Raw genomic sequence first — 18,963 nt, 5'->3', positions numbered from 1 at the left:
TTTATCTTAATGGGGAAAACTATGATTGTTGTACACCACCTTAATAACTCACGTTCGCAGCGGGTGCTTTGGGCTTTAGAAGAGCTTGGCGTACCTTATGACGTTAAGCGTTATGAGCGAGACCTAAAAACAAATTTAGCGCCTAACACCTTAAAGAAAGTACATCCATTGGGTAAATCTCCAGTGATCACTGATGGTAGCATTACTGTTGCTGAGTCTGGAGCCATTATTGAATACCTTGCACAAACTTATGGTGATGATTTTACTCCCGATATTGGCACAGAAGCACATCGCCAGTATATATACTGGTTACATTTTGCTGAGGGAACATTGATGCCACAATTATTACTAAAAATAATCTTTGAAAAAATATTGAAAAGTACGATGCCCTTTTTTGTTAAGCCAATTGCTAGAGGGATTGTGAAAAAAGTAATGAAAGGCTATGTTGGGCCAAATATTACCGGGAACTTAGACTTTATCGAAAGCCATTTAAAAAATAATCAGTGGTTTGCTGGAGAAGAATTATCTGGTGCTGATATTCAAATGAGTTTTCCTCTAGAGGCTTGGGTTGCCAAAAGTTCAAATGACAATAACTACCCAGAAATTACCGCTTACGTTAAGCGTTTTCAAGCCCGTTCAGCCTATCAAAAAGCCCTTAAGTCTGGAGGTCATTACGATTATGCTTAATAACAACTTATCATTATGGCGTTGTTAGCGTTTGGATATTTACCCGGGATGATTATTCATTGTAGCTGATACTGATAGAATAAATTCAGCTACAATCAATCTTCATCAACAATATATAGAGAAAAAGGCCAATAATCTCTTGAGAATTTTAAAAATCAGTCTGTTTATACTACTAAGCGTAGTCGTTTTATTTGCCAGTTATCTTTATGTTAATCAAGCACCTGATAAGTCTGTCGCTGAACTCAGCAAGCGCTGGGCTGCTGAGCCATCACAATTTATGCAGATTGCTGGTATGAATATACATTTTAGAGATGAAGGACCAAAGTCTGATGAAGATCCTATTGTCTTAATTCATGGTACGAGCGCGTCATTACATACATGGGATGGCTGGGTTGACCAACTAAAAACACAACGCAGAGTTATTCGCTTTGATTTACCTGCCTTTGGTCTAACCGGCCCCGATCCTAAAAATAATTATACTATTGAACATTATGCTGAAGTTGTTATTGCTGTGTTAGATAAGTTAAAGGTTAAAAAAAGTGTATTAGCAGGTAACTCTTTAGGCGGGTATATTGCTTGGGCTACCGCAGTGTTATATCCAGAGCGAGTCTCTCAAATAATTTTAGTCGACGCGAGTGGCTATCCTTTTAAGTCTGAATCTTTACCCTTAGCCTTTAAATTGTCTAAAAATCCGATAACGAGCCGGTTATTAAAAAACGTTTTACCTAAATCTTTGGTGAAAAAAAGTGTTGAGAATGTTTATGGAAACCCTGACTTAGTCACCAGTGAATTAGTTGACAGATACTATGATTTGACGCTTCGTGAAGGAAATCGTAACGCTCTAAAAGAACGCTTTAAGCAGACGGTCCCCGGGGATTTAGCCAAAAAGATCTCAACAATAAATGTACCAACGCTTATCATTTGGGGAAGAAAAGATAAGCTCATCCCCATCAAGCTTGCGATGAAATTTAAGAAAGATATTATCAACAGTCAATTAGTTGTCTTTGATGATTTAGGGCATGTACCTCACGAAGAAAACCCTCAGGCAACAGTATTAGTTGTTAAACAATTTTTACAAGATAACAAGTCTCAATAATCATTGCGATAACGCCAACTGGAATTTAGTGTAAGCCATTAACGATATCGTTAATGGCTTTTTTGTAGTAGATGGCGACCAAGATAAGACGTTGTAGCTCACTGTCAAAGTGCTTATCTTGACGAGAACATAATTCAGCAAGCACTTTAATTACCTTTGAGTAGTTGGTTGTGGCTAAGGGCTGTTGTTTACTTTCGATCTCTATTAAGGCCAATAATGCGGTAAGTTCGTGCGGCGCTAGCGAAATTAAATTTTGATTAGTCGATAAATAAACTTCAATGGGAGTTAAGTTTTCGTGGTCACGCTGGCAGAGTGCATCACGTAAGGTATTATTGCTGCCAAATAACATCATTGAACGTAAATAAATAAAGGGTGGGGTACTGGCGACTGCTTTATTGCCAGCGAATAAATAATGTAAAGCATTGCGCTGTCTGCGATCTGTTTTTGTAAAGTTGTCTTGTACCTGAAGGGCAGGGGTAAAAAAACTCAATGTGTCGTTGGTTTTAATTTGTGCGATAAGCGCAACAGGTAAAATTTTACTGGCTATTAATGTCGTGGTTAATTGTTGATAAAAATCAAACGATGCGACTTGCGCTATTCCTTGTTGAAATAGATAAGCTAATTGAATGATATTTTCCGACTCACTTGAAGCTAAATAATGTTGGCGTAAATCATTATCGTCATCTGCTGACAATAAAGCGATGAATGTCTGCATATTTTCCTTCATTGTAACCCTTGTTTAATACAAATAATTGGCTCAGTGTATACTCTAATTGTTTTGTTGTGTGGTATTTTAAAATAATAAAATTATTGCAGTCATTATCATTTGGTAAGCCAAGTAATTAAAAACCTCAGGCGATATTTAAACGTTATTATTACTAGGCCTATTGACGATTTGTAGGTGTTAGCTTACCGGTTAGCATTACTGGCACTCAGTGTTTACATTAAGGCTTTCTATAACAAGAAATAGAGAAAGCCTTACTTCTATCTATTATTTAAAGGCTAAAAAGTGGTGGTCCAGTAAAGTTAGCAAATGGTACAATTTTAATGTTTTTATAAGGCCAATGCACTGCTTTGTCTACATTATTATATGCATATTGTTAAAATTATTTTTATCCTCGTTATTTTAATATCTAGTGACTGGCTCGCGCTTTTAGCGATGACTTATTGTTAAGCGCCTAAAGTAAGTGTTTTATTTACATAAATTTAGCCGGGCTTTTCAAGCAATAGCTTGACCTATTAATAAGCCTTGATGTCAGTGGTGATTGCGACTAAATTACGCTCAAGCAACTTGCTAAGCACGCCTTTTCCAGTAAATATTGAATTAATCACTATAAGTGGATCCTATGAGCAATACTTTTACCAAACTTGTTAGCCAATTAACGCATTCATTAGAGCAAGAAGACGATCGTGAGCTGTTGATTTCAATAGAGAAATATCATCCGGCTAAATTGGGCCGATTACTCGAATCACTACCCAATAAATATCGCGATGATTTTTGGAGTTTGATCCCGGTTAATTACAAGGGTGAAGTCTTACTCTCAGTGCACCGCGAACTGCGCCAATTTTTGATTAAAAAAACCAGTGAAGCTGATTTACTTAAATGTTTATCGACGCTTCAAATGGATGAGTTAGCCGACATTGATGCTGATTTACCATTACCAGTAGTAAGCGCTATGGTTGAGGCCATGGATAGTCAGCGAAAAGAGCGTTACCAAACAGTGGCCTCTTTTCCTGATAATACAGCCGGCGGTATGATGGATGTTGACGCTACGGCGGTCAGAAAGGATGTTAGTCTTAAAGCCGTCTATCGGTATTTGTGTAAGTTAAGAAAAAAAGAAGGTATGTTGCCCGAACAACTTGACCAACTGGTTGTTGTTGACAGAAATAACAAGGTACAAGGAACCTTATATCTTAGTGACTTGGTTTCAATGGATAATAGCTTGTCGGTTGGCGATGTAATGAAAAACGATGTGCCCTTGATTGATTCGTTACAATCGGCCATTCAGGTTGCACAAATTTTCGAAGACCATGATTTAATCTCTGCGCCAGTTGTAGATGAAAATAATTTTTTGTTGGGTCGAATAACGGTTGATGATGTTATCGATGTGCTAAAACATAATTCAGAGCAGCGTTTATTGGCCTCCGCCGGCCTTAATGAAGAGCTCGATATGTTTGCCCCTGTTTCTCATATTTCTTTTAATCGAGCTATTTGGCTAGGCACCAATTTAATCACCGCCTTTGTGGCCGCTTGGGTCATTGGCTTTTTTGAAGCATCAATAGAACAACTTGTCGCGCTCGCGGTACTCATGCCCGTAGTGGCAAGCATGGGAGGCGTTACAGGTAGCCAAACGTTAACTGTCGTTACTCGTGGTATTGCGCGCGATTTAGTCAGTAGTGCCAATATTGTTTCGCTGACCATTCATGAATTAAAAGTCTCTTTTATTAATGGCATATTATGGGCTGCAGTGGTCTTTTTAATTACAATTTTATGGTATGACGATTGGCAGTTAGGGGGCGTTTTTGCGCTGGCTCTTTTTGTTGTGAGCCTTACCGGTACGCTTTCAGGTGCGCTTATTCCTATAATATTGAAAAAACTGGGTGTAGACCCAGCCATTGCGGGCGGTGTTATTTTAACAACCATAACCGATGCGGTTGGTTTTTTAATCTTTTTAGGGACTGCGACTTATATTTTGATTTAATTAGCCTTGTTTTAATCATCAGCAGAAGGCCAATAAGCCGCACCCTGGTGCTTATGTAAACTACTTTTACAAATAAGTTTGACTGACCCAATTGGATTTACCTGTTATTATCGCTATTATTAACTCTAGTTAACAATGTACTTAATCAACCCCTGTTTAAGTACTTAATAACAAAACAGTGAATGACGAAAAATAAACTGAGCGACTATCACAATGCCTTTAAACATTGATTGATAAGTCGATCCTATACTAAATTTTTATGAGAAATAACACTTGAACAACGTCCATATACCAACAGTTATAACTAAAACCTTATGCTTAATCCTGCTTTTTTTACCTCAGTTATTAATGGCTGAAGAAGTAAGTGTCGCCACAAAAAAAGAAAAATCTATTCTAGAGAAAAGAGAACAAGCGCTTTTGAAAACAACCGCTAACCCCTTTGCTATTTCGCAACATAGATTAAATTACCTACTGCCAGTCTCCTATATTAGTAAACCAGGTACCCGCACGGTTGAAGAGTTAACTAATGATAATGTTGATAATGTAGAGGCTAAATATCAAATTAGCATCAAGTTTCCTATATATTTACCAACGACTGATGCTTCAGGTCTGTACTTTGGTTTTACCGCAGTATCGTATTGGCAATTGTACAACAGTGAGGCATCTAAACCTTTTCGAGAAACAAATTACGAACCTGAATTATTTTACAGTTGGCAACAGAATCACAGCATATTAGGCTTTGAGTTTAATCAAGTTCAGTTTGGCATCAATCATCAATCCAATGGTCAAAGTGGTCTTTCATCGCGCAGTTGGAACCGAGTTTTTGCTTCGTTAGTGTTTAGTGACGAAAGTGCTTTTTATTATATAAAAGCTTGGCATCGACTAGCTGAAGATGAAAAAGAAACACCACTTTCTGTGATTGGTGATGACAATCCAGATATTACAGACTATCTTGGGCATATGGAATTTGGTGTTGGTACTCAGCTAGGCAAATTCAACCTTTTCACTGCGGTGCGAAATAATCTTAAATTGAGTGATAATAAAGGTAGTGTCGAACTAAATCTTTCTTATTCATTGACTGAAGGTTATGACTTCTTGATACAGTACTTTAATGGTTATGGTGATTCACTTATCGACTATGACCGTCATCAACAACGCATTAGTTTGGGTATGCAAATGAAATTTTTATAAGTAATGCAACGCCATCAAGTGTAATTGCCTACTCTTGCTAAACCGTTAATTGTTAGCCCACCCTTAAGTTTGTCGAAAGTTTGGGCTGCAATGTTTAATAGTATAATATCCCCTCTCTTAAAGTTATGACTTTAAGCTTGCATCACTGCACCAGCCCATTATCCGGAAAAAATATCATGCGAGTCGCCGTTTCTCAATTTGCCACCACTTTGGATGTTCAAGAAAATCAAGTAACCTGCCTGGGTATGATAAATGAGGCGGCCGTCTGTCAGCCAGCACTCATAGTGTTACCTCAATTTTGTAATACACTTTTTTGCCATACCGAACCAGGGTACAAGGACCGTAGTCAGGCTTGGCATCAAGCTTTAGACATTGACGGTCCTTTTTTACTGGCTATTGCAGAACAAGCCAAAAAGCATCACTGCTACATCGTCATAAACGTTACTTTAAGGCGATATGCTGCAAGTAGCTGGTCACCTGAACAAAAAAAGGATGCGATTAAAGCAGGTGTTAGTATAACCACTTGTTTATTTTCGCCGTTTGGGCAACGCCTTGACCAAGTCGATAAACAAAAATTAGAAGGTCATGAAAATGATTTTTTTATTAATGCAAGTCAGGCGTCTACGTTAACTTTAACGCCGCTAGCAAAAATTGGACTGTTAATGGGTAATGACACGATGACCTTTAACACCTCTCGTGAATTAGCTTTGCAAGGTGGGCAATTATTCTGTAATTCAATAAGCACATTTTCCTACGATCAAAGTCACTTACATGACCCAGCTCGAGCGTGTGAAAATAAAGTATTTTTGGCCACAGCAAATAAAATTGGTCGATTGTCAGCAACGGGATCTCTAAGTGGCGCAGGCCAAAGCCAAATAGTTTCTCCTGAGGGTAAAGTACTCGCTAAAATGAACCATAATGAAGCAGGTTTTGTGTTTGCTGATCTTGATTTAGAAAACTCTGCGATAGCACCCAATAACAAATGCCGACCTGATGGCAGCGATGTCTTTATGCAACGACGCCCTGAACTTTATCAAGCGCTAACATTACCGATAAAAAAGGTGGCTAAGCATATGAATAATGACAAGGTTCCCGAAACGGCGAATGTCGCAATATTTGCAACCTATAAGTCTAATGAACAAGCCATTGAAGATGTTTGTTTTTACATTGAAAACAACCTCAGTGATATTATTCAATTGCCTGAGTTATTTTTTATTGCAGATAAAACCATAACGAATAATGCTGAGCAACTCGCCGATATAGCCTCTTTGAGTAAACAACTCATTATACAAATCAGCTCAGTACTGAGACCTTTTCAATATGTGTGTACTAGTTTAGTGATTGATGGCGCACATCAGGCGGTGTTAATAAGCGAACAGGGTTTATTGGCAAAACAGCAGCAATTACACTTTTGCCAACGATACCAGTGGACACCACTTGGAGATGCGTTAACTCTTGTAGAATTACCGTTAGAGCAAGGTAATATCAAGCTTGTTATGCTAACAGCTGATGATGCAACCATACCTGAAATAGTTAACGTAGCGGCGTTGAATCAAGTTCACTTATTACTGGTGCCTTTTGAAATTCAAGAGCCAGGTGAGGTTGAATATTGCTTGTTATCGCGTGCCGCAGAAAATAGAATTTGTATTCTTGCCGCGAGTCGTGAACAGAGCTTCGCTGCGGGCTGCTTATCGGTCGATTCACATAGTGATAACGCCAATAAAAATGCCAATAAAAAGAAACAAAAACTACAAAAGTCCACGGGGTTTATTGCCAATTTAAGCTCAGGCGCTACCTTAATATCTGAACGCATGTCAGCTAAATTTACTGGCTATATTAATCAACCATTGGTTAAACACCAACAGGGAAAAATTACCAAAGCATTAGTCCATCCTATTGCCAGTTGCTCTAAGTGATGGTGGGTGCTCACTAAGTGTGAATGCACTATCATCGTAGGATTTATTGCCAGTGAATATCATTATTTTATTTTTTGTAACGTAAACCATAACCGATGGGGAAGAGTGGTTTGGTGTTATTTTTCTTCTTTTCTGCTGAGGTTTTTTTGGGCCAAGAAAAAGACAGCTTTCCCTGAAAGTTAAACTCGCCAAAGAGCATGTCACTAACACCTTGGCCTTCCGAGCCAGGAAGCCAAGCAGCAATGAATGCTGCTGACTTATCTAATTCGTCATTAATGATTAATGTTCTCCCTGAGATCAAAATAACAACCAGGGGTATGCCCTTATCACTAATATCTTTTATCAATAGATAGTCTTCTGGGTGTAACTGTTTTAATGCTAGTGAGTTGCCATAGGGCGCTGAAATATTTACTTGACCGTTTATTTGTGATCCTGCCTCTATTATAAGGTTTTCACAATCTCTGATATCACCATGGCCTTCTGCATAAGGGTACTCACCGATCACCACCACAGCGATATCATGATCTTTTGCCGATATTGCTGAAACATCACTATCACGCCTTAATACCGCATTGGGCGCAACCGCTGAAATACCTTGCCAGACAGAAGTGGCTCCTTCAAATTGATCGTTTCCTGATACACCTTGCCAATCAATGGTAAACCCTCCGCACTGATGACCGATATTATCAGCATTCTTACCCGTAACTAAAATTCGAGCCTGCTTTTTTAAAGGCAGTGTGTTTTTCTTGTTTTTTAACAGCACAAGTGACTTTCTGACCGCTTCTCGTGCAATATTCCTATGCGCACTAGCACCAAAACTAACATTATTTGCCCAAATCCTTTCACTGGGACGAGGCGAATTAAATAATCCGCTGGCAAACTTTACTGACAATATCCGGCGGACGGCGTCATTAATTCTTGATATAGGCACAGTTCCTAATTCAACATGGTTATGAAGATGGTGAATAAATTGCTGCCAGTTTTCGGGGAGCATAAACATATCGATGCCAGCATTAACGCCTTGAGCAACCGCGAGATAAAAATCATCACAGAGGTAATCAATACCATTCATGTCAGAAACAATGAAACCAGAAAAATTCAATTGTTGTTTTAGTACATCCGTGAGCAGATACTTATGGCCATGGCACTTGTTGCCATTCCAACTATTAAATGACGCCATAACTGTCATTGCCCCCGCTTTTAAAGCGCTTATGTAGGGGCTAATATGGGTATTGTTGAGTTCTTGCCAAGAAATATTAGCATCACCTTGGTCAATACCATGCGTTGTAGCTCCATCGCCAACCCAATGTTTGACACAAGCGATAACGCCTTCACCAGCAAGCTTTCCATGAAGACCGTTGATAATTTCACTTGCGTATTGATTAATTAATTCTGGGGTTTGAGCGTAGCTTTCATAGCTGCGACCCCATTGAATATTTTGTGCAACAGCTAGGTTGGGTGCAAAGACCCAATCGACGCCACTCGCTAATACCTCTTTTCGTGTTACTTGTGCAATACGTGCTATTAAATCAGCATCGGCGGCAGCACCTAAACCGATATTGTGTGGGAAAATTGTTGCTCCCTTAAGATTATTGTGACCGTGTATGGCATCAACACCATAGAGTAAGGGGATTGCTAAATGATTTTCGTCACTCACCATTGATGCTTGCCAATAGCTATCGGTTGTTTTTAGCCAACTGTTAAGATCATTATTTTCGGGCAATGAACCTGCGCCACTCAATACCGAACCTAAATGGTACTTTCTGACATCATCGGGCGTACAGCTCAGTCGTTCAGCTTGGGTCATTTGTCCAATTTTTTGTGCTAATGTCATTTTTGACATTAGCTCATCAACTTGTTCCTTTATTGACGGCTGACTAAGTAGTGGCTGCATAGTATTGAGTTATCCTGACATTATTTAATTTCTTCATTTTGCCAATTTTATTTTAATGTCATTTGAGTGAGCTAAGCAGGCACGTAAAACGCTCTATCTACATCCTTAGCATTGCTTAGTTGCTGACAAATATTTATAGGTATTACATCTCTCAAATGAAATTAAAAATATAAATTTAAACGGTTAATTAACCTTAGCCTTATTATTTATAAATTAGTTTACTTTGACAGACTATTACGAATGTAAATGGATACAACTAAAATACGGTAGGGTGGACTTATTTCGAGGTTATTGGGATTTTATCAATTTTTCAGTAAATACTTTTATTGGACTTTTGAGCTAGTAGAAAAAATTATATAAATTCAAAAAGCTCATTGTGACCATTTCATCGCCCCATAATGACCGACTCATCGTTTTTATATTGTTTAAGATTTACAATTATATAGTGTCAAATGACATTTATAATTGAAACCTTTCACTAAATTTTAATTAGGCTAAAGTTTCATTCAATAATCATTTTAACGGAATAGCGCTTTATGAGTACGCAAGAACATTATCAAACCGCGACTGAAGATAAAATTTCCACGCTAAGAAAAATTATCTATGGCTTTGGCGCTTTCGTAAATAACTTATTAGGTGCGGCAATTGGTACTATGACCATAGTGCTTAACTTGGGTTTAGGTATGAATCCAGCTTTAGTCGGTTTGTTAGGCGCATTGCCTCGTTTGGTCGATGCCTTTACCGATCCGCTAATGGGCTATATTTCCGATCACACAAGATCAAAATGGGGTCGACGCAGACCCTATATATTCTGGGGGGCTATTGTCGCAGGTATTACTTTTGCCTTGTTATGGCAATTACCGAGAGGCCAGAGTGAAGAATTTTACTTTTGGTTCTTTTTAATTGGTTCTATCATTTTTTATCTAGCCTACACTATTTTTGCAACACCATGGGTCGCATTAGGTTATGAATTAACGCCAGATTATCATGAACGTACCAGTATCATGGCTGTGCAGAATTTTATGGGCCAATTTGCGTGGTTATTTGCACCTTGGTTCTTACTGTTTATGCAAAATGAATCGCTGTTTAGCGATATGATTGAAGGTGCCAGTTGGTTAGCCGTCATTATTGGGCTATTTACTATTATTGTTGGTATTTTACCAGCAATATTTCTTACTGAACGCTTTACACCCATAGCAACTTCAAAAACGATTATTGACCCGAATGCACCACCAATAAAACCAAGAAGCTTGAGTTATGCCGTTACTGATTTCTTTAAAGGCTTTTTAATTACACTTAAATTTAAGCCTTTCCTTAGTTTATGTGGCGCAACCTTTTTAGTGTTCAACGGCTTTATGATGGTTTCAGCTTTCCAAAGTTACGTGATTATTTATTATGTTTTTGGCGGCGATCAAGCATTAGGTGCTGAATATGTTGGTTGGGCGGGTACGGTGTCATTTATTTCAACGTCTTGTGCTATTTTTATTGTCACTAAGTTATCAAGCTGGTTAGGGAAGCGAAATGCTTTTTTCATTACCATTGCCATTTCTATCTTTGGTTATGCACTTAAATGGATTTGTTTTACACCGGATAATCCAATGCTAGTGATTATTCCACCTATATTTTTCTCTTTTGGTTTAGGCGGCTTGTTCACCTTAATGGGATCTATGGTTGCTGATGTCTGTGATCTTGATGAATTAGAAACCGGTGAACGACGTGAAGGTATGTTTGGCTCAATTTATTGGTGGGTTGTTAAATTAGGCTTGGCTGCGGCGATGGCAGCTGGTGGATTTTTACTTCATGCAACAGGTTTTGATGTTGCGTTAGCTGGAGCTCAATCTGCTGATACGCTGTTTTATATGCGCTTAGCTGATGTACTTGTGCCTGTACTTTGTTCAGTGGTTGCTATTTGGATGGTCGCTACTTACCCTATTACTGAGAAAATGGCTCATGATACCCGGAGTAAACTTGAGGCACGTCGAGGAAAAATGGCGGCTGAAGTGAATGCCTTAGATGAAAATACTGACGGTGTTACGCCTGTCTAAGGCACTTATAAATTGTATATCTACATAGTTAACCATGTAGATATACAACCCGCTTTATTTTTGTGAGATCTTTATTTTTTTAGTTAAAATAAATACGAAATAAAATAAAGTCAATTTTTTTAAGTTATTGTTTTAAATAAATTAAAATGATTTTTTTTGTATGGGTGATAACAAAAGCTTATCATGAGTACTTGTTTATATCCCTTATCCATTTCAACTTTTCCTACCCCCCCTTTGACCGTATTTCGATGCTGTTTGACCAATAATTGTGCTAAAAATATTCAAGTCTGAACATGGCTATTTATAGGATGCTCGACAGTAAGATAATTCAAAAATGCAGAGTTAGCGCTTATTGATATAAGTGCAGCAGTACTGTTTATCTTTTGGGAACGTTATAAACCAAATTATTCATTAAGCCGGTTAATCATTGACTTAATTGAATATTTTAATAGAAGAATAATAAAATAATGAGCAAATTAACATTAAATCTTAGTGCACTAACAGGAGCTTTAAGTGTTTTTTCAAAAAAAATGCTTTCATTGTTATTACTCAGTACGCTAATAAGTTGTGGAGGTGGGTCAACTCCAACAGAAAAAGAGACTATCAATGCAGATACTGATAACGACGGAGTATTCGACCAAGTCGATTCGTGTCCTAATACATTAGCCAATACCACTGTAGATGCGAGTGGTTGCGACATCATTATTGTTAGTGTCGATACGGACAGTGATAATGATGGTGTTAAAGATGCAGATGATACTTGTCCTGAAACTCCAGACAATACAAGGGTAGACAGCTCTGGCTGTGCGGTCATTGAAGAGGTTGTTGATGTGCTTGTTCAAGCAGAAGATTACATCAGCTATTTTGATACCACAGCGAGCAATGAAGGCGGAGCAAGTTACCGTAATGACGCTGTAGATATCGAAGTTACCACTGATGTAGGCGGCGGTTACAATATTGGTTATACCCAAGCAACAGAATGGCTAGAATACCCGGTAACCTTAAGTGCTGGGACTTATACCATTAGCAGCCGTGTGGCTTCAGATTCAGGCGGTGGTAATTATACGCTGTCGATAAATGGCAATACAATTGGTAGTGACAATGTTGCTAGCACGGGGGGATGGCAAACCTTTGAAACCCAGGTGGTTAATTCGTTTTTAACGACGAGCGGTAATTTTACCTTACGATTAGCGATAAACGCAGGTTCATTCAATATTAATTGGCTGCAAATAACAGCGGTTATTGATGATGATTTAGATGGTATTAGTAACGATCTAGATTTGTGCCCTGATACGCTTGAAAATGCAGAAATTAATGAGGTGGGGTGCGCTGACTCAGATGGTGATGGCGTATTTAATAATCTGGATAATTGTCCAGATACACCTATCGGGACCTTTGTGGATTTTCTCGGCTGTGAAGCCGTAGAACAGTTAATTGAAGTGGCGTTTAACAACGATATTCTTGTTGGTGGTGAAGACAGCCAAAAGCCAAGTTTTAGCTTATATACCTTTGATAATGACATTGGATCTGACGGCAGTAATTGCAACGATGGTTGTGCGGTTAATTGGCCTCCGCTTCTAGTGACTGATGGTGTCGCTTCTGGTGTGCCAAATTTATCAATCATTAATCGAAATGATGGCACAACACAAGCTGCCTATCAGGGTAAACCGTTATACTTTTATAAAGGTGACACCGAAAAAGGAACTATTGAAGGTGCGGCTATAGCGGGTTGGAACCTTCAAGAATACGGACTTTTTGGTGATATCGTGCCACTTTATACCTCTAGCACGGCACAAGAACATGCTTTAATTTATGAAACTAATGATGCTGTGGTCACCAAATTTGCTGACAGAGGACGTGATCGTCATGCTAAAGAAGATCAATTTCAGCAATACGACCATTACCTTTCTCATTATTGGACTCATAGAACAGCACGTTATAAATTCACCGATTATGTGGCTAAAGGCGGCTCATCTATTTTAATTGAATGGGTAACACAATGGCAGCTTGAGGCGTTAGAATTTAGAGCATGGTATTCAGGAATGAATACTGTTGCTGAATACCATGGTAATTATGAGCCTAACGTTGTGACGGTCGGTCACGGTAGTTACGACGACGACCTTGTGCAAACAAGTACTAGTGGCGATCAATATAAATATTCAGTAACCATTAATGAGTTTCGCGGACTTAATGGCAGCACAGAAACCCTCAGTATTGGCCAACATATGGAAATTGAAGTTAGTCAGTTTTTATTGGGCGTTCCTGAGGGGCGGTCAAATTATTACGGCACAACTTACCTTTACCAAGTAGGTAAAGGTGGCATGGCTCCTTGGAAAACAGTCGGAGATTTTGATGATAAATCATCAGAGCGTGAAAATTCACATCCTATCGCTAAACAAGGTTGGTTAGGCGGTGATACCACATTACCTTATCAATATACTAATGAACCTAATGACCACTTCATGCAAATGGCGACTAATTTATCAAGTTTAAATGGGCAAGCGTTCGTTTTAGGAAGACGTATTCATCATACCTCTTTTGTTGATGGTAAACATGATGAAGACCCAGCCAATGGTGTTTTTTCAGAAATGGTAGGTAAGTCAGGTACACATTTTGTTAATCATAGTTGCGCAAGTTGTCATGAACGTAATGGTAGGGCAGCTCCGGCACCAATTGGCGAGGCATTAGACAAATGGGTCTTTAAAATTGCTGATGCTGATGGTGAACCCGATGCCCAGCGTGGCGATGTTTTACAGCCATCGAATACGGGAAGCGTACAAAGTGAAGGAACGGTAGCTATTGAATCATGGACTGAGGTGAATGGTTTACGTTCACCTAATTATAAGTTTTCAACGGGTACGCCAGAAAAATTCTCAGCACGCATTGCACCTCAACTCGTTGGCCTAGGATTATTAGAAGCAATTCCTGAAGAAACTATTTTAGCGATGGCTGATGTCAATGATGAATTTGCTCCCTTTGGTATTTCAGGTAAAGCGCAAAGTGCTATCGATCCCGAAACCCAAGATATTCGCCTTGGACGTTTTGGTTGGAAAGCCGCTACATCAAGCATAAAGCATCAAGTTGCGGCAGCGTTTAATACTGATATGGGGGTGATGACCTCTGTACTACCATCACCAGATTGTGGTTCTGCTCAACAAGAAAGAAATGAATGTGGTCATGACCAATCTGAAATAAGCGACCAGCACTTGAACAATTTAGTGAAATACATCGCATTGTTGGGTGTACGAGCGCAACGTGGCCTTGATGATCCTCAGGTACAACAAGGACAAGCGTTATTCTCAAGTATTGGTTGTGTGGATTGTCATACCGCAACACTGCAAACCAGTATTTATCATCCGTTTACAGAACTAAGAGATCAAACTATTCATCCTTATACCGACTTACTGTTACATGATATGGGTGAAGGTCTTGCTGACAACTTAGGTGAGGGCAACGCTACAGGGGCTGAATGGCGAACAACACCGCTATGGGGCATAGGTTTGTCGGCTTGCGTTACTGGAGGTGTAGAAAACCCAGTTGGCGGCCAAGGTAATGAAGTTTGTACGCCCGAGCATAGTTATTTGCATGACGGACGGGCGAGAACGATTGATGAAGCAATTCTCTGGCATGGTGGGGAATCAGAAGCTTCTAAAGTTAAGTATGAAGCACTTTCTGATGCTGACGAAGCTTCATTAATAGCCTTTTTAAAATCACTATAAAATCGGCAGCTTATTAAATTGATTATCGATTGATTTAATAAGTTCTTTTAAGAAAAAAGAGAATAATAATGAACCAATATTCAGTTTATCAGTGCAATGTTAATTCAATGCTAAAGAATATCAGCTTTAAAAGTCGACTGTTTTTAATGAGTTTGCTGAGTTTGTTAATAACGACACCTACTATGGCAGGTTGGGAAGTTAACTATATAGATACTTTTTCAGGGGACAGTGTTAATTGGCAAAATTGGACGGCCCAAGTCGATGCCAACTTTAATAATGAAGTTCAATGTTATACCGATGATGATAGTTCCATTGATAAGAACTTTGATGTTTCTAATGGCACCTTAAAAATAATCGCCAGAAAGCAGCAAACTAATTGTGCAGGCTTGAATAATCAATCTAGAGATTGGACCTCCGGTCGAATTAACGGTAAAGATAAACGTGAGTTTCTCTATGGCAGAATAGAGTCAAGAATTCGTTTTCATAACCTTGAAAGGGGTTCTTGGCCGGCGTTTTGGATGTTAGAGAATCGTATTGCTGAAAGCCCCCGTAAAAATGATGATGACTTTGTTAACTGGCCCAACCCAGGTGCTGGCGAGATTGATGTCTGGGAATGGTTTGCCAATAGCCCGAGTACTTATATAACTAACTTTTTTAATACCGGCGGCGGCTCTTGCGGTAATGAAGTGAGATTCGCTTATCCAAATGGCGCTAATGATGTACTCGATTGGCATGATTACGCCATTGAATGGGATGAAAACAACATATCATTTTATATGGATGATACCTTAGTTACTTCGCATAATGTATCGAATTGTCCACAATATAAAGAACCGATGTTTGTTTTACTCAACGTTGCTATGGGGGGAAATCTAGGTGGGGCGATAGACCCAAGTCTGCGTAAAGTCACCATGGAAGTGGATTATTTGGCGCATTGTACTGCTACCAATCAAAATAATGCCCAGCGCTGTAATGAAAATACGCCCGCTGTTTATGCTGATGATGATAACGACGGCATAGAGAACAACCTTGATCAGTGTCCAAATACTCCATCAGGAGAAAGTGTTGATGAAAAGGGCTGTTTCGAAGAGATGGTTAATATATCTCCTGAAGTTTCTTTGTCGATAACACAGAATAATGTGGCTGTGTCATCAGTTGATATTAGCGGAGGTTTAGTCACAATATCTGCTAACGCCACCGATGAAAATGCTGACGATATCCTTTCTTATGTTTGGCTTATATCCGGTACTATTCCATCACCTATTATCGACGGTGGTCTTGTTAGTTTTGATCCCTCTTCTATGGCCGGCGGGAATTCATATCAAGTAGACTTGACCGTAACTGACAACGGTAACCCAAGACTTTCAGTCAGCAACACTATTAAATTTAGCGTTAACAACATGCCGCTTGACGCTGGCGATGATGATGAGAGGGGGAAAAGTAGTGGTGGTTTATTCAGTTATTTACTGCTGCTGATGTTGATAGTATTTAGGCAGAAGTATCTTAAACAAAATATGTTCAATTAGGAGAACTTTTAATAACAAGGTTGATTTATTAGGATATCAGTATTAACACCGGCAGTGGTTAGTTATAATATTGATTGAATAAGTTGCTGATGCAGCATTATATTATTTTATTTATTTGATGTTCTGCTTTCAAAGTAACTCGTGCTGACAAGTTTTAAGCGATAGTGTGTTCTTTGTTAACTTATTATCTAACGAATATAGACAATCCACACTAGAAATATACCTAAGGGCAGGACATAGATTTGACTATAAAGTGGCAAGATCTCATCGAAAAAGCATGGAATGATAGAAAAGTCTTAAATGAATCAGATGAATTTGATTCTTGGCGTGTTTTCCATGGTTACACCGAAGGAGCGCCGGGTGTAGTTATTGAAAAATTTGGCACTATGGCCTTGGTCGAATTTAAAGACGATATTCGTGAGGACCTTGATGTAATCAAAGATGCACTATTACAATGTTTTCCCTTCACGCTTATTATGGCAAAAGGTGATCAAACTCTCGGGTTACGCTTGAAGAATAGAATGTTCTCGCTTCATGGCGATATTGCTGATGCGCCAGAATTTACCAAAGAATACGGGGTCTATTATAGTTTGCTTGCCGATACGATGCATAATTGTGGTTTATATCTGGATGCACGTCCCGTTCGTAAGTGGTTAGCTAATAATAGTGAAGGCCGTCGTGTATTGAATTTATTTTCATTCACGGGCAGTTTGGGTATAGCGGCTTTAAAAGGGAACGCGAAGGCCGCAATTCACCTGGACAGATCGAAAGCGTTATTACCGCGTATTGAAAAAAGCTACGAAAAAAATGCTATGGACTTTGGCACTCGCAGTTTTATAAAGGGTGATATCTATAAGCATTTACCTAAGGCAATAAAAAGTGGTCAGCAGTTCGAAGGCATTATTTTAGATCCACCGCCAACCGTTTATAAATCACCTTATGCAGAGCATCAGCCTAAAGGGCAAGATTTTTCTAAATTGGTGAGTATGTGTTCAAAGCTTTTAAGTCAGGGCGGTTGGTTGATTTGTTTATTTCATCGTTATGATGCAACGTGGGATGAGTCAGATGCCGAGATTATTGAATCATCTGGCCATAGTTTGAAAATGTCAGAACGCTTTACCAGTGAGTGTGATTTTCCCGATGATAATGTTGACCGCAAGTTAAGAGTGACTGTATTCGAAAAAATTTAAGATAGATAATACTAACAAGTCATTACTCCTGATATGTGAGAGGCAATGACTTGTTTAATACTTTACTGCTGCACAATAATAAATTGCAGACCTTTGGTGAACAAGGTATACAGAAAATTTTGTGGATTCTTGCTGTCTAGTAGATAAATAGTATCCATAATATCAACAAATCAGTCTAACGCGCCTATCATTAATTTTAGTTATTATTTTTTGAAGTTACATGTGAGCTATTACTTATTTTCTTGAAAAGAGATGAAAATAGTTTATGTCTTCAATTGCAGGTGTGTTACTAAACTTACCCGCGAGTGATCGCGTAGCCGTTAAGGTAACTTGTCATCAGAAGACAACCGTTTAACGTTAGCTTTTAATTTATCTACTGGCTTAAAAGTATTAAATCAACAAGGAATGAACCTATGACCAATCCTTTGATTATTAACATACTGGGATATTTAAAAAAACAAAACAGTGCTTGTTCCATAATTGATTTAGTCAACCTTTGCCAACAGGATTTTTTGCTACTGATAAAAAAGGATGTTGACCCTCAAATTGCCATATTTCAAAAGAATTTTTTTGTTATGAATGCGCTTTATCAAATTCAACGAGATATTAAAGACGAGGGTTTTTTACTGACTATTTTTCCATTAGAAATCTGTTTAGTGCCAAATCATGCTGCCGCAAAAGGTACCTTGGCTATGCGCGATGCTGATCTAGCCCATTACTATTTAAACTGGTCTAACTTAAATAACATTACCCTTGCAGAAGTGGAGTTACTCTTTTCCCATTTTTGGCAAAGATACCGCGCAGTAGATAAGGTTGCTGCTGCTCTGACGACGTTAGGGGTAGATAAAAATATTGATTGGTTTGGGATACGTCGGGCCTATCAGAAGAAAATTGCCATTACCCATCCCGATAAAGGTGGCTGCGTGGCGGATTTTATCGAAATTCGTCAAGCTTATGAGGTATTAAGTTGGCGCTATCATCGCAAAGACTAATTTTA

At 38.8% G+C, this 18,963-nt stretch carries 12 protein-coding genes; 10 read left to right on the top strand and 2 right to left on the bottom strand.

Annotated elements, in window-relative coordinates; genetic code table 11:
• Nucleotides 1-21: 21 nt before the first annotated feature.
• Nucleotides 22-687 (top strand): glutathione S-transferase, encoded by a 666-nt coding sequence (locus H4J70_RS03975; protein ID WP_182221615.1) that lies wholly within the window; start codon nucleotides 22-24, stop codon nucleotides 685-687.
• 139 nt (nucleotides 688-826) lie between these two features.
• Complete coding sequence (locus H4J70_RS03970; RefSeq protein ID WP_220465247.1) at nucleotides 827-1,783, top strand: alpha/beta fold hydrolase; 957 nt, start codon at nucleotides 827-829, stop codon at nucleotides 1,781-1,783.
• 25 nt (nucleotides 1,784-1,808) lie between these two features.
• Here H4J70_RS03970 and H4J70_RS03965 read toward each other — a convergent pair whose 3' ends face one another.
• Nucleotides 1,809-2,510, bottom strand: a complete 702-nt coding sequence (locus tag H4J70_RS03965; protein ID WP_182231424.1) for a hypothetical protein — start codon at nucleotides 2,508-2,510, stop codon at nucleotides 1,809-1,811.
• Between the two features lie 619 nt (nucleotides 2,511-3,129).
• On the opposite strand from H4J70_RS03965, the gene mgtE reads away from it, so the two are divergent.
• The 3 genes from mgtE to H4J70_RS03950 all read left to right on the top strand — a co-directional run bounded on the left by mgtE (nucleotide 3,130) and on the right by H4J70_RS03950 (nucleotide 7,592).
• Complete coding sequence (gene mgtE, locus H4J70_RS03960) at nucleotides 3,130-4,485, top strand: magnesium transporter (protein WP_182214888.1); 1,356 nt, start codon at nucleotides 3,130-3,132, stop codon at nucleotides 4,483-4,485.
• Between the two features lie 348 nt (nucleotides 4,486-4,833).
• Nucleotides 4,834-5,676 (top strand): phospholipase A, encoded by an 843-nt coding sequence (locus tag H4J70_RS03955; RefSeq protein WP_157470793.1) that lies wholly within the window; start codon nucleotides 4,834-4,836, stop codon nucleotides 5,674-5,676.
• A 176-nt stretch (nucleotides 5,677-5,852) separates the two neighbouring features.
• Entirely contained in the window at nucleotides 5,853-7,592 is a 1,740-nt protein-coding gene (locus H4J70_RS03950; protein WP_182214890.1) for a nitrilase-related carbon-nitrogen hydrolase, read from the top strand.
• Nucleotides 7,593-7,659: 67 nt separating this feature from the next.
• Here H4J70_RS03950 and H4J70_RS03945 read toward each other — a convergent pair whose 3' ends face one another.
• Nucleotides 7,660-9,486, bottom strand: a complete 1,827-nt coding sequence (locus H4J70_RS03945; protein ID WP_182250659.1) for a glycoside hydrolase family 3 protein — start codon at nucleotides 9,484-9,486, stop codon at nucleotides 7,660-7,662.
• A gap of 536 nt (nucleotides 9,487-10,022) precedes the next feature.
• Here H4J70_RS03945 and H4J70_RS03940 point away from each other — a divergent pair.
• The 5 genes from H4J70_RS03940 (at nucleotide 10,023) to H4J70_RS03920 (ending at nucleotide 18,958) form a co-directional block, all read left to right on the top strand.
• Nucleotides 10,023-11,531, top strand: a complete 1,509-nt coding sequence (locus H4J70_RS03940; RefSeq protein WP_182221612.1) for an MFS transporter — start codon at nucleotides 10,023-10,025, stop codon at nucleotides 11,529-11,531.
• A gap of 467 nt (nucleotides 11,532-11,998) precedes the next feature.
• The gene (locus tag H4J70_RS20860) at nucleotides 11,999-15,250 is read left to right on the top strand and encodes a di-heme oxidoredictase family protein (RefSeq protein ID WP_182250658.1); all 3,252 of its coding nucleotides are present in this window, start codon (nucleotides 11,999-12,001) and stop codon (nucleotides 15,248-15,250) included.
• A 68-nt stretch (nucleotides 15,251-15,318) separates the two neighbouring features.
• On the top strand, nucleotides 15,319-16,776 hold the full coding sequence (locus tag H4J70_RS03930; protein WP_259367991.1) for a glycoside hydrolase family 16 protein: 1,458 nt from the start codon (nucleotides 15,319-15,321) through the stop codon (nucleotides 16,774-16,776).
• Between the two features lie 242 nt (nucleotides 16,777-17,018).
• Nucleotides 17,019-17,966: a class I SAM-dependent methyltransferase gene (locus H4J70_RS03925; RefSeq protein ID WP_182214897.1), complete on the top strand. Its 948-nt coding sequence runs from the start codon at nucleotides 17,019-17,021 to the stop codon at nucleotides 17,964-17,966.
• A 413-nt stretch (nucleotides 17,967-18,379) separates the two neighbouring features.
• Entirely contained in the window at nucleotides 18,380-18,958 is a 579-nt protein-coding gene (locus H4J70_RS03920) for a DNA-J related domain-containing protein (protein ID WP_182250657.1), read from the top strand.
• The last annotated feature ends 5 nt before the right edge of the window (nucleotides 18,959-18,963 follow it).

Origin of the sequence: Colwellia sp. BRX8-9 (assembly GCF_014077245.1) — a bacterium.
In the GTDB taxonomy this organism is placed as follows: domain Bacteria; phylum Pseudomonadota; class Gammaproteobacteria; order Enterobacterales; family Alteromonadaceae; genus Colwellia_A.
This window is presented reverse-complemented; position numbering and strand designations above follow the sequence as displayed.